11 protein-coding genes and 1 riboswitch are annotated in these 13,138 nt (G+C 55.8%); of the genes, 6 read left to right on the top strand and 5 right to left on the bottom strand.

Annotated elements, in window-relative coordinates; all coding sequences use genetic code 11:
* The first annotated feature begins 22 nt into the window (after window positions 1–22).
* A complete protein-coding gene (locus AVO44_RS05405) occupies window positions 23–916 on the top strand; it encodes a MurR/RpiR family transcriptional regulator (RefSeq protein ID WP_068333660.1) in 894 nt (297 codons plus the stop codon).
* A gap of 378 nt (window positions 917–1,294) precedes the next feature.
* On the opposite strand, the gene AVO44_RS05400 is transcribed toward AVO44_RS05405, so the two are convergent.
* Window positions 1,295–1,750 carry a hypothetical protein gene (locus AVO44_RS05400; protein ID WP_068333657.1) on the bottom strand — a complete coding sequence of 152 codons (456 nt, stop codon included), beginning with the start codon at window positions 1,748–1,750 and terminating at the stop codon, window positions 1,295–1,297.
* On the bottom strand, window positions 1,747–3,159 hold the full coding sequence (locus AVO44_RS05395) for a GMC oxidoreductase (protein ID WP_068333655.1): 1,413 nt from the start codon (window positions 3,157–3,159) through the stop codon (window positions 1,747–1,749). Before AVO44_RS05395 ends, AVO44_RS05400 begins: the two co-directional genes overlap by 4 nt.
* A 371-nt stretch (window positions 3,160–3,530) precedes the next feature.
* Here AVO44_RS05395 and AVO44_RS05390 point away from each other — a divergent pair, with 371 nt between their 5' ends.
* A complete protein-coding gene (locus AVO44_RS05390; protein WP_068333652.1) occupies window positions 3,531–4,682 on the top strand; it encodes an alpha-hydroxy acid oxidase in 1,152 nt (383 codons plus the stop codon).
* An 18-nt stretch (window positions 4,683–4,700) separates the two neighbouring features.
* A complete protein-coding gene (gene dld, locus AVO44_RS05385) occupies window positions 4,701–6,398 on the top strand; it encodes a D-lactate dehydrogenase (protein WP_068333649.1) in 1,698 nt (565 codons plus the stop codon).
* A 220-nt stretch (window positions 6,399–6,618) separates the two neighbouring features.
* Here dld and AVO44_RS05380 read toward each other — a convergent pair whose 3' ends face one another.
* The 3 genes from AVO44_RS05380 to AVO44_RS05370 form a co-directional block, all read right to left on the bottom strand.
* Window positions 6,619–7,698, bottom strand: a complete 1,080-nt coding sequence (locus tag AVO44_RS05380; protein WP_068333647.1) for an FAD-binding oxidoreductase — start codon at window positions 7,696–7,698, stop codon at window positions 6,619–6,621.
* Window positions 7,699–7,703: 5 nt separating this feature from the next.
* Window positions 7,704–8,957 (bottom strand): aromatic ring-hydroxylating oxygenase subunit alpha, encoded by a 1,254-nt coding sequence (locus tag AVO44_RS05375; RefSeq protein ID WP_082677394.1) that lies wholly within the window; start codon window positions 8,955–8,957, stop codon window positions 7,704–7,706.
* Between the two features lie 82 nt (window positions 8,958–9,039).
* Window positions 9,040–9,243: riboswitch (cobalamin riboswitch) on the bottom strand.
* Window positions 9,244–9,381: 138 nt separating this feature from the next.
* Window positions 9,382–10,269 carry a LysR family transcriptional regulator gene (locus tag AVO44_RS05370; RefSeq protein WP_068333644.1) on the bottom strand — a complete coding sequence of 296 codons (888 nt, stop codon included), beginning with the start codon at window positions 10,267–10,269 and terminating at the stop codon, window positions 9,382–9,384.
* 125 nt (window positions 10,270–10,394) lie between these two features.
* Between AVO44_RS05370 and AVO44_RS05365 the strand changes: the two genes are divergently transcribed.
* From AVO44_RS05365 to trhA, 3 genes are all read left to right on the top strand, one after another.
* Complete coding sequence (locus tag AVO44_RS05365; RefSeq protein ID WP_068333642.1) at window positions 10,395–11,018, top strand: glutathione S-transferase family protein; 624 nt, start codon at window positions 10,395–10,397, stop codon at window positions 11,016–11,018.
* Between the two features lie 67 nt (window positions 11,019–11,085).
* Complete coding sequence (locus tag AVO44_RS05360) at window positions 11,086–12,051, top strand: pyridoxamine 5'-phosphate oxidase family protein (RefSeq protein WP_099045648.1); 966 nt, start codon at window positions 11,086–11,088, stop codon at window positions 12,049–12,051.
* Between the two features lie 245 nt (window positions 12,052–12,296).
* The gene (gene trhA, locus AVO44_RS05355; protein ID WP_068333638.1) at window positions 12,297–12,965 is read left to right on the top strand and encodes a PAQR family membrane homeostasis protein TrhA; all 669 of its coding nucleotides are present in this window, start codon (window positions 12,297–12,299) and stop codon (window positions 12,963–12,965) included.
* Window positions 12,966–13,138 lie beyond the last annotated feature (173 nt).

The following is a 13,138-nucleotide window of genomic DNA, read 5'->3' as shown; positions in this document are numbered from 1 at the left end:
CGAATACAAAATGAAAGAAAAAATGTCAACTCAAGCCTGGTCGGTCTCTGCTGACCAGAAGTTCGCAGAGTCTGAAATCGGGCGGCGCATCACGGTGCTAAAGACCGAAGGGTCGGCGTCGCAGCGTCGGCTGTCGGACCTGATCCTTCAAGATCCGGTCTTTGTTGCGACGCGCGGTATCGAAGATTTGTCGGCGGCGACAGGAATCTCGGCCGCGACGATCAGCCGTTATGTGAAGGAGATTGGCGTCGACGGCTATGCCCAGTTTCGCGCCCAAGTCGCTGAAGCCGTGCATGAGCTGATCGTACCGGTGTCGAAGCTTGGGCTTAGGTTTAGCGCGCCGGGTCCGGGTCCGGGGGCAGCTGGCGAAAGCCTGGCCTCGGCCCATGCGCAAATGCAGTTGCTAACTGATGCCGAGATGCTTCGTGCCATTTCTACCGCGTGCAAGTTGATCGCAGATGCGCGGCAGGTCTGGGTGATGGGATTTGGTCTGAGCGCACATCTGGCTGCGATACTCAGTCTCGGGCTGCAACCCTATCGTGAAGGCGTGCACAGCGTGGTCGACCTTGGCGGAACCGAGGCCGCCGCAGCCCGGCTTGTGGCAGTTTCAGAGTCTGATCTTCTGATTGCGATCACCTTCCCCCGGTATTCCGCAGACGTTGTGCCATTAACGCGGTATTGCAAGGAAAACGGCGCGCGTGTTTTGGGCCTGACCGACGCAAGGGTGGCCCCGATTGTTCCGCACTGCAGCGAGCTGCTTCTCGCCCCAGCCGCACACCCTGTCCTGTCCTCCTCATCGTTGCCGGGCCTGGCCCTGATCGAGGCATTGGTCAGCGAGTTCATCATTTCTGACGTGGAAAACATCAAGCGGTCAGAAAAGCTTGCGACAGCATTGGCGTGCTTTGTCTCGGGGTAGAACCAAAAAGCCAAGCTTTGACTAATCCGGACAATTACGTGAACGCGTTCTGGTCGCGTGGTTTCCGATTTCATAGGTTTCATGCGGCCAGAGCGAACGTTTTGTACATAAGCTCGATCTCTTCCTGAGCGTCTGTTTTCATGTTGTGGATAAGGTGGTTCTTGACTGTGCGGATGGCCCCAAGGACATGCGGAGTTTATGCGGCGGAGTTTAGGGGACGAAAACTCCGAAGATACTCGGTAGTCCTTTCAACGCTGCATATTTGCTTGCAGTCCGATTGTTCCACCGTTTCTTGTCGATGTGGCGGATACTGTCGAACCTTCTCGACAGTACCGCGTAGATATGGCCTTGACCGAGCATCCCGCAATCTGGCGGAGCTCACCCGGATTGTGCGATCGGTTCTGCCCAGACCAGTCCATTGTGTGACAATTGATTGATGCAGCTATTCGTGATTGGGTGGAAAATTCCGAAAAACTCCAGGTCAGATCCGGTCTCAGTTGAAAGCACGACATTGGTTGAGGTCGCGAATTTGACAACAATACTTCTATCCAGTTTCGCCTTTTCGTCATCCACGTAGGGAAGATTTCCCCCCTTCAGGTTGAAGATTGCATTGGCAACGTGACCGGGCATACCCTTGTTGATCAAAAAGCTCTCATAGGCGCTTGTGAACTCCTCAGTTGCAGGCTTTTCGGCGATTTCCGGGCCATAAACGCGCGCGATGACCTGCTGCGCGTGGGCTTTGATCGCGCCCGGTTGAAGGGCAAACCGAAGCCCGCCGATCACGGTTGCCAGACATACGCCTCCAAGCAATGCGCTACGTCTTGAAATTATCATCGTACTACCTCCGCCGCGCGTAAGGATAATGCAGACAGAGTCAGGGACGGATTTGCCGGTGAGCAGGTCGGAAACGCCCCGGCGCCCAAAGCAAAGACGTTCGGAGCCTCGTGCAGCTTTAGATATTCATCCACGACCCCTTCTGCAGGGTCGGTACTGATGCGGTGCGTGCCCTGGATGTGGGCCTGGCTGGGTAAAATGCCGCTGACTGTCATACCGTCGAGAGTGTCCGGAATGATGCCCGGCAGACCCTCCAACGCGCGCTGCAATCCCTTGTATGCATAAGGATGGTGGCCCGTCCACTCGACGACCGGAACGTCATTTTCAAGTAGAACCCTGTTTTCGGCAAGAGGCAAATCCTCGGCCGCAAGGGTCAGAACCAACCTGTTGGTCCATTTGCCGACTTCTTCGCGAATGTCGGGCATCGCGTTCGTGCTTTCGATCAGCACAGCGGCGGCTTCCGATCGGTCGGTGTCGTGATAGAAATGATATCCGTGGCTGGTTTCAGAGGTGCCGCCAAAGTAGTTCTTGATCGTGGCCGTATCGACAACCACCCTCTGAGAGGCTTCCTCATGCAGATACCGTCCCAGCGCCGGTGACGTCACACCGGAGCGTAGCAGAATGGCAGTGTTGAAGATGGCATTGGCCCCCAGCGCGAACATGCTGCCTTTGACCTTGATCTCTTGCTCGTTTGGTCCACGCAATATGCCATATGTTGCCCGACCACCTTCGATCACCAACTCCCGGAACTCTGTTTCCAAGACGTAGCTGGCCCGCGGATGTGCAAGCTGATCAAAACCGTTCAGGATCGTGAACTTTGCGCCTGCCGGGCAAATACGGCATACGCCGTTCGCGCAACAATTTGGCCGCGTTCCACCACTCGCGCGCGCGGTCGGCAGCGGAACCCACGACGGGCTGTAATTCCGCAGAACCTTGTCGGAACGGGACATTGGATGCGGCGGATAGGGATGCGGATTGGCGCGCGGTATAATGTGGTTTGATTTGCCGCCAGCAACCTCCATCAAAGTTTCGGCCCGCTCATAATAAGGGCTAAGATCATCGTAACCGAATGGCCAGTCCATCCCGACGCCAAACAGTGAATTCATCTGGAAATCATCTGGGTGAAATCGCGGCGTGTCCCCATGCCAATAGTTGGAATTTCCGCCGAAGACTGAAAAACTCAGCCATTTTTTTTCAAAACCCGAAGTGTTGCGTTGCGCGATTGTTTCCCTGGCGCCCCAGCCATCCCGAAGCTGCGCTTCGTGAGAACGAAACGCACCTTTTTCAATGACAAGCACGTCCAAATCCAGCGGCAAAGCATGTGCAAAAAACATTGCAGCAAAACTGCTACCGACAACGATCACATCCCATTCGCGGGACGCGACCTCCGCAAGTTCAATGCGATTCATCTATACACCCAAGCCTCTGAAGAGGCGCAAAACAAAATCAATCGTACAACGGCCTTCGTGACACCAGCCTACCCTGCAACTGTGGTTTGTCAAATCACACTGATATGTCGAATTTTTACGAGACAATTGACTGACGCCGCGCAGATTGTTGTCTCAGACTTTTACAGCAACGGATCAAGTCGCAAGCGCGGCCGGTTCGCTTTGTGTCACTATTGGTGAAATGCCTCTGCCAGCACCGGATCAAGTTGATGCGTGTGCAAAAACGCGTCATACCCTTGGTGGTGCCGCAGTTGGTCGGTTTGGCGTTGGCCCTTCTCTTGCCATTCCTTGCCAGTCGGCTGCCTTGGGTCGCCTGTTACGGAGCGTGAAATATGCGTCTGAGCCAATGCCATAACTTCCACGACTTTCGGCGACTGGCCAAGCAGCGGCTGCCGGGGCCAATTTTCAACTATATCGACGGTGGCGCGGATGATGAGGTGACATACCGCGAAAATACCAACGCGTTTGAACGCTGCGATCTCTTGCCTTCCGTCTTGCGTGGGGTGTCGGATGTGGACATGTCCGTTACCGTGATGGGGCAGAAACTGGATATGCCGGTCTATTGCTCGCCCACAGCATTGCAACGCCTGTTCCACCATCAGGGGGAGCGCGCCGTTGCGGCAGCGGCCGAGAAGTACGGGACTATGTTCGGCGTCTCCTCGTTGGGTACAGTCTCGCTTGAGGAACTTCGGCAAAAACACAAGAACCCGCAGGTCTATCAATTCTATTTCCACAAGGATCGCGGTTTGAACGCGGCCATGATGCAACGCGCGAAAGAGGCCGGGGTCGAGGTCATGATGCTGACCGTCGACAGTATCACTGGTGGAAATCGCGAGCGTGACCTACGCACCGGCTTCTCGATCCCGTTCCGCCTTACGCTGGGCGGCATGATTCAGTTTGCGATCAAGCCGATGTGGGGGATCAACTACGTAACGCATGAGAAATTCCGCCTGCCGCAGTTGGAAGAGCATGTGGATATGGGCGGTGGTGCCAGTTCTATTGGTGGGTATTTTACCGATATGCTGGACCCGTCGATGAACTGGGATGATGTGGCCCAGATGGTGCGCGATTGGGATGGACAGTTTTGCCTGAAGGGTGTCATGACTGTCGAAGATGCCAAGCGTGCAGCCGAGATTGGGTGCACCGGTATCATCCTTTCAAACCACGGTGGCCGTCAGCTTGACGGGTCACGCACGCCTTTTGATCAACTGTCCGAGATCGTGGACGCGGTTGGTGATAAGCTGGACGTGATGATGGACAGCGGTGTGCAACGCGGAACCCATGTTCTGAAAGCACTGTCGCTTGGGGCCAAAGCAGTTGGCGTTGGGCGGCATTATCTTTATCCTTTGGCTGCGGCAGGTCAGGCGGGGGTAGAGCGGGCCTTGGGTCTGATGCGTGCCGAGATTGAACGCGACATGAAACTTATGGGCGTCACCAGCGTCGACCAACTGAGCCGCGAAAATATCCGCTTTCGAACAACCTAGTCAGAGGCAAGAGCCGAAATGACCAATGACGCATTGATCAAACTCTTTCGCTCGATCGTCGGATCGCGCCACGTCCTGACGGGAGAGCGCGCCACAGAAAGGTTCCGGCGCGGCTTTCGCTCGGGCGCGGGTCAGGCGCTGTGTGTCGTTCAACCCGGTGGCCTGCTGGAACAGTGGAAGGTGCTGCAGGCCTGTGTCGCAGCCGACAAGATCGTCATCATGCAAGCCTCAAATACCGGCCTGACAGAAGGGTCCACACCCAAAGGCGGTTATGACCGCGACGTTGTTTTAATCAACGTGAGCCGAATGAATGCTTTGCACCTTTTGCAAGGTGGGCAGCAGGTGCTTAGTTTTCCGGGCGCGTCACTGTTTGAGCTGGAAAAGCAGCTGCGCCCGTTGGGGCGGACACCTCATTCCGTGATCGGCTCGTCCAGCATCGGCGCTTCGATTCTGGGCGGGGTTTGCAACAACTCGGGCGGCTCACTATGCGAACGCGGCCCCAGCTATACCGAGCTTGCATTGTTCGCCCAGATTACCGCAGAGGGCGAACTGACGCTGGTGAACCATCTGGGTCTGGATCTGGGCAACTCTCCCGAGGAAATCCTGACGCGGCTTGAAGCTGGAGATTTCGACAAGAACGCCCCCACGCCCGAGGGCCGCAATGCCTCGGACCCGGATTACACCACGATCTTGCGAGATGTCGATGCGGATACACCTTCGCGCTATAACAACGATGATCGCCTGTTGTTTGAGGCGTCCGGCTGCGCGGGCAAGCTGGCGGTTTTCGCAGTCCGGCTTGACACATTCCCGACCTATGACCGCGAGCAGGTTTTCTACATCGGAACAAACGATCCCGCTGACCTGACAGAATTGCGGCGTCACATCCTGAAAAACTTCGAAACCTTGCCGGTTTCAGCCGAATACGTACACCGCGAGTGTTTCGACATCGCCGCGAAATACGGCAAGGACACGCTGGTGATGATCGACAAGCTGGGAACCGACCGGCTTCCGATGTTTTTTGCATTAAAGGGCGCGGTGGACTCGCGTCTGAACAAGTTCGCCTTGACCCGAGGGTTTACGGACAAATTCATGCAGATTGCCTCGCGTCTATGGCCCGAGCATCTGCCGAAATTCCTGCATGAGTTTCGTGACAAGTACGAACACCACCTCATCCTGAAAATGCACGATGGCGGTATCGAAGAGGCATCTGGGTTTCTGCCCGGTTTCTTCGAAAACCGCGGTGCAAAGTTTGTCACCTGCACGCCGCGCGAAGCCAAGATTGCTGGATTGCATCGGTTTGCCGCCGCTGGTGCCGCCGTGCGGTATGGCCATGTTCATGCGGCTGAGGTCGAAGAGATCCTGGCGCTGGATATCGCGCTGCGCCGCAATGATCGTGACTGGTTCGAAACTCTGCCCGCCGAGATCACGGATCAGCTTTTGGGCAAAGTCTACTACGGCCACCTGATGTGCCATGTGATGCATCAGGATTATATCGTCAAAAAGGGATGTGACCCTAAAAAGATCAAGGCTGCTATGCTCAAAATTCTGGATGAACGCGGAGCGGAATACCCGGCAGAACATAATGTTGGCCACCTGTACGAGGCCAAGCCCGATCTGGCGGCCCATTACAAACGGTGCGATCCGACCAATTCGTTCAACCCGGGGATTGGTAAAATGTCCAAGGCGCGCAATTACGGCGAAGAAAACGCTGCGTAAGCGTTTTCGCGTGAATTGGGCGCACGTTAAGCTGTTCGCAGTGCATCCGTAACACAGGTGATGAACGCAGCAGTGGTTGTAACCCGCGCACCAGCTTCGGCTTGGGAATGCAGTCGCAGAGCTGGCGTGTTGCGGGCGATCCCGCTCTCAGGCGGTATTCACAGTTCGGGCAACGCCAATTGGCGGAGGCGTCTCAAGACGCCCGCGCTACTATTGTTTGTCAGACTTCGACTTCGACCTTTCCGATCGGGTTCGAGCAGCAGGCCAGAATGTACCCGGCCTCAATATCACCTTCTGAAATGCCGCCATTGTGGACCATGTGGACGTCACCCTTAAGCTTTTTGACCTTGCAAGTTCCACATACACCGAACGTACAGCCTGATGGGATATTCAGACCAACAGACCGTGCAGCCGCCAGAACCGTATCGGTTTCGGCCACCTTCGCCGTGACGCCTGAGCTTGCGAAAAGAATTTCGGCACTGGTGTCGTCGTCGGGAACAACATCATCCAGTTCCGGTTGCTGCGCCTCGGTCTCTACAGGTGCGCCGAAACTCTCTTGGTGGTAGTTTTCCATGTCATAGCCCAGACCGGCCAGCGCATCGCGCACGGCTTGCATAAAAGGCTCGGGGCCGCAGCAATAAACCTCGCGGTCCAGATAGTCCGGTGCCATCAGACCCAGCATCAGCTGGTTAAACTGGCCTTGATACCCGGTCCAGGGGCGGTACGGGTCGGGTTCCTCGACGACAAATTTCAAGTTTAGCCCATGTGTCCGGCTGGCCATTTGCTCTAACCGCTGGCGAAAGATGATTTCTGACGGCCGTTTGGCGCAATTGATGAACACAACGTCCAGCGCGCGCCCTTCATCCCACATACAGGTTGTCATCGACATCAAGGGTGTGATGCCTGAACCGGCCGAGATGAACAGGTATTTGCCAGAGGAACTCTTGGCATTCGTGAACAAACCTGCCGGGCCAATGGCTTTGATCCGCATGCCGGGTTGCAGGTTGTCCAGCATCCAGCGCGTGCCGATGCTGTCGGACTGCGCCTTGGCCGTAATCGTGATCGATCTGGGTCGTGAAGGCGATGACGAGATTGTATAGGTGCGATGAACAACGCCGCCCGGCTGACCCGGTGCCGGAATTTCCAGCGTCAGGAATTGTCCGGGCTCGTAGCTGAAAAGGGCGCCAGAAGGGGCCCTAAATGTAAAGCTGGCAGTATTTGGCATTTCGGGCACGACCGAGACGCATTCCAAACTTTCACTGTCCTGCCAGACGGCTGCTGCCGAGGTCACAACGTCCATAACCGTCACTCCGCAGCTACAGCGTCAGGGATCAATCGGCGCGTCAGAGTTGCGCAATACCAATCGACAAACTGTAAAACGCCGGATTCCTGTTTCGCAGAATAGGGACCGGGCACATAGGCCGGACTGTTGATACCCTGCTGGTTATCCTCAACCACCCGGCGGTCTTCATCATTGGTCGCTTCCCAAACTTCGGTCAGGCGTTTCAGGTCATAGTCCACGCCTTCGACGGCATCCTTATGAACAAGCCATTTCGTCGTGACTTCGGTTTCCGTGGCGCTGATTGGTGTCACGCGGAAAACGATGGAATGGTCCGCCAGAAAATGGTTCCACGTGGTCGGATAATGGAATTTCAACAACGATCCCGCATCAGCAAAGGGTGATCGGCCCAACCAGCGGCGCACGGCGGATTTGCCATCCATCGTGTAACTCTGGGCCCCTTCCTTCAGGGGCATCCGGGCCAGACGGTACTGCCCATCCTCGTGCAGGTAAAATTGTGACGGCAGCCCTGCGGCTTCGCAGCGGTCGAAATGGGTCTGCAAATGCGCTGGCAGAGCGCCCCCCTCGATGCCGGTTACGGTCGGATCATCGGGGAAAGTGCGGCACAGCGCGGGGTGGTTCCCTCCGCAGTGGTAACACTCACGATTGTTCTCCCAAACCAGCTTCCAGTTCCCGTTCTCGATTATCGAGCTTTCGAAAGCCACCTTGGCATTGCCCAGGTCATGTGGCTCGAGATAGGCTCCTGCGATATTGGCGAACGTATCAAAGTCCGGCGCGTCCTCTGCCAGACAAATATAGACCAGACCGGCCAGCTCGCGGCAGTGCACTGTCTTTAAGCCATGCTGCTTGGGGTCGAAATCAGCACCCATGTCGCGCGCCCACAGCAAAGAGCCGTCAAGTTCATAAGTCCACTGATGGTAGGGGCAGACCAGCTTGGGCGTATTGCCCTTGGACGCTTTGCAGATCACCGAGCCGCGATGACGGCACGTGTTATGAAACGCCCGGATTTGATTGTCTGCACCGCGCACGATGATCACGCGATAGGCACCGACGTTATAGGTGACATAGTCGCCTGCTTTGACCAATTCACATGCCGGAATGGCAAACAGCCAGTCGCGGTAGTGGATTGTTTCAAGGTCGGTCCGAAAAATCTCGGGGTCGGTGTAGAATGCCTGTTCCAGGGCATAAGCCGGATTTCGACGCGCCAACAGGCTTTGAATTCTGTTCACTTCGGGCTCTCCTGCCGCGCCCCGCGGCATTGCTTGGGCAGATGACAAGAGGGACCAGTCCGGAGGCGCGTGAGGATCGCGTCCGAAACCCGTGCCCCCACCGCCACCCGCAGTTTGACATATCAGCGAGGCTGGTTTCCGGACTTGGAAGGGGCTTGCGCCCGGTCTCAGCACCTTCCCGGGATCCTCCTCCCAGTGGTTGATTGCTGAGCCTGACCTTCGTTACCGTTGCGGGGGCAGTGCCGGATTTGCACCGGCTTCCCAATTCTCCGCCACCTGAGAATCAAATGGCGGCACCTCGTGGCCGTAAGTTATTTCAAGCCCAATCCGGCGCTGAAATACTTGCGACATTTTCCGTTCTGAAACAGACACGCCGGTGAACTGCTTGGTGAAAATGTCTGCCTACGGTGCGATTTGAGTACCGATGCGAAGGGTTACAATCGAAACGCCGTTTTCAAACCCCGCGAAACTGCGCCGCAAGATGGTCGATCAACGCACGAATACGTGCGGTCAGGTGGCGGTTTTGCGGGTAGGCCGCGTAAAGGCCCAGCGATAAAGCCTCTTGCTCTTCGAATAGAAGTTGCAGTTTTCCTGTGTCCAAAAAGGACTGCGCCGTATAAAGCGGAATCCGCCCGATCCCCAGTCCATCCGCAGCCATATGTGCAACCGCACGCGGTGAGTTTGCGCGGAAGTTGCCCGAAACCGGAACCGTGTATTCTCGACCTTTTGCTTTGAACGCCCAGTGGTCAGAAAAGCTGCCGGTGGTCTGAAGCAGGCAATTATGGGTTGCCAGTGCTGCCGGTTCTTTAGGTGTCCCGTGCAGTGCCAGGTATTCGGGTGATACGCAGCATACAATCCGCATGTCCGTCAGCTTGCGTGCGACAAGGTTCGACTCCTTCAAAACGCCGAACCGAATGGCCAGATCGAAGCCTTCTTCAACCATCGAAACATGATGATCTGACAGGTGCAGTTCAATCGAGACCTTTGGATGCTCGGTCTGAAAAGGTTTCAGCAGATGGATCAATTCAGCCGAACCAAAGCCCGTCGGCGCAGTAATCCGTATGCGCCCCGCCAATTCTGTCTGGCGTTTTTGGACAAGGCTTTCCAGTTCATCGAACTGCTCTAGCAGGGGCAGACAGCGTTCGTAGTAAGATCGCCCAGTATCGGTCAGGGTGACGCTTCGCGTGGTCCGGTTGAAAAGCTGCGCATTCAAACGATCCTCCAACTGGCCAACATATTTGCTGGTCAGTTTGGTGCTGATACCGATCTGTTTTGCGGCTTCTGTAAATGACGAATGTGCTGCCACCGCCGCAAAAGCTCGCATGCCTTGAATCGTATCCATTGTCTACGCCACGTTCATAGTAATTCACCAAATTGGTATATTATCGCCCAAGTGAAAGCAAACTATGTCTGTGGCACAGATGCTGATCAACAGCCTAACCCCTCAATCAGAGAAAGAGTTTCCAGATGTCCGAAACGATCCAAATTCACAGCTTCCCTCTGTCCGGTCACTCGCACCGGGTCCGTCTGTTCGCCAACCTTGCCGGGATTAAACACGACGTTATCGACGTGGATCTTGCTGGTGGTGAGCACAAGCGCGAGCCGTTCTTGGCGCTCAACCCGGCGGGTCAGGTGCCCGTATTGCAAGACGGCGACGTGGTTGTAAGCGACAGCAACGCCATTCTGGTCTACCTGGCACGAAAATACGCGCCTTCCTACCTGCCTTCTGATCCTGCCGGTGAAGCCGAGGTGCAGAAGTTTTTGACCCTCGCTGCGGGTGAGATTGCGTTCGGCCCTGCCGCAGCGCGTCTGATCAACGTGTTCAACGCACCCTTGAACATGGACTTTACCCACGCCACTGCGGCCAATGTTCTGAAAAAGCTGGATGACCACTTGGAGGGCCGCGACTGGCTGGTCGGTGATGCGCCAACCATCGCGGATGTTGCAATCTACAGCTACACAGCACACGCGCCCGAGGGTGGCATCTCGCTTGAGCCTTATGCGAATGTGCGTCGCCTTCTGGCCAATGTCGAGGCGCTGGATGGATTTGTCCCCATGCCAAGCACCGCAGTTGGCTTGAACGCAGCCTGATCCTGCTATGCAATTGGCCAGTCGCACCCGCGACTGGCCTTCAATCCCACAACACAAGAGGTCTGCCATGAACGATCAAGCCACTGAAATGACATCGCCTTTTCATGCTGGCGAGCGTGAGATGCAGTCCCGCGTCGGTAGGCGCGACAGGATCGAGGAATTCGGTCGCAAGTTCATTCGTCCGTTCATGCCCGACCAGCATCGAGAGTTCTTTGGCAAGCTTCCCTTTCTGGTCCTAGGCAGCGTCGACGCCGATGGCTGGCCGTGGGCGTCAATGATCTCGGGCCGTTCGGGGTTCATACAGACGCCACACGAAAGACGCCTGGACCTTGATGCGCGACCCTTGGCGGACGACCCGCTCAATGCCGCATTACAGGCCGGAGCACCGATCGGTGTTCTTGGGATTGAGCTGTCCACACGCCGTCGCAACCGAGCCACCGCGACTGTGGGTACGGTCGGGGATCATGGGTTTTCGCTGGATGTGGTTCAGTCCTTCGGCAATTGCCCAAAATATATTCAAACGCATGACGTTTCGTTCGTCCGCGATCCAAAGGCCGTCATAGACCGCCCTGCAAACGACCGCTTTGTTGAATTGGATGCGAAGGCGCGGGATACGATTGCAGGTGCCAATTCATTCTATGTCGCAAGCCACGCAAACACGCCGGATCAGGCAGGCGTTGATGTCTCGCACCGGGGTGGACGGGCCGGGTTCGTCAAGGTTGAGGGCAACAGCTTGCTGGTGCCGGACTTTGCCGGCAACAACTTTTTCAATACTCTGGGCAATTTTCTATTGAACCCAAAGGCAGGTCTGCTGTTTCCGGACTATCAGACCGGAGATACCCTGATGCTGACGGGCACTGTAGAGGTTTTGGCCGATGGCCACCCCGATATCGCGGGCTTTAAAGGTGCAAACAGGGGCTGGCGGTTTCATCTGGACCATGGGCTGCGCATCTATGACGCGCTGCCGTTCCGGGCGGAGTTCCTTGAGTTTTCACCCTACAGCCTGATGGGGGATAGCTGGAAGGCGATCTAGACGGCTTTTGGCCGAACGATCCAGCTATGTCACGCCTGCGGATAGGGCGTTTCAAGTATGTCTATCCCGGCAATTCGCACGCTGACTTCGATGACCTCGGCAATCGGGGACCGCATCTGTGAACTGCTCTGGAAAAAGAAACTGGTCCAGACAGTCAGGTTTGACCAAGCAGGTAAAAAATCCGATTTCCTGTATTCACCCGCGTTGAACTTGCCCGCGTCGGTTTCCGGGCCTACTTTTAAAGTATGTGGCGTTTCACAGACATCCGTCCGGCCTATACCCGCGCAGAACGTGTCAGCGACGGGGTTGTGCACATATTAGGCGTGGCGTTGGCGCTTATGGCCGTGCCGGTTCTGATCACGATCACCGCCTTTCTCAGGACCGAGCCCGAGGCTGTTTTGGGCGTCTCGATATATGGCGCGACACTGGTTATGATGCTGACGTTTTCGGCGCTTTATAACATGGTGGAAAGCGATCGATGGTCTGATGTGTTGCGGCGCCTTGATCACTCGGGCATCTACGTGAAGATTGCTGGCACCTACACGCCGTTTGTTCTGCTATCAGCAGGGCAAACTCCGGGGCTGTTGGTCGGTTTATGGTCTTCGGCAACGATCGGTTCGGTGTTAAAGCTGATCGACCCAAGCCGTTTCCGGTGGTTTGGCTTGTTTCTATACCTGATGATGGGATGGGCGATTGTCTGGGCCGGGCAAACCATGCTGGCCGAGCTTTCACCCACGGTAGTCTGGTTGATCATCGCGGGTGGCGTTGTGTATACAGCGGGCGTTGGGTTTTACTTGCTGGAGCGGTTGCCGTTTCATAACACTATTTGGCATGTGTTCGTTTTGACGGGTAGCGTGCTGTTCTTTCTTGCGATCTTTGTTCGGATCGTCTGGGTGCCACACACGATTTCCTGAAAAGCGATTTTGTGTACTCGCTTGGCTCTCTCATTCAAAAACTGCGGAAATAAAACCTTGGAACTCAAAGGGTTTTTCCCGACACAGTGATTCCATGTAATTTTTTAGCCTGAGATTGCATAAGTCGATTTCACAAAAGCAAGGGACGCGGCTAGGGTACCGGCAAGCTAACG

Source organism: Ruegeria profundi, assembly GCF_001507545.1.
Classification (GTDB): domain Bacteria; phylum Pseudomonadota; class Alphaproteobacteria; order Rhodobacterales; family Rhodobacteraceae; genus Ruegeria; species Ruegeria profundi.
This window is presented reverse-complemented; position numbering and strand designations above follow the sequence as displayed.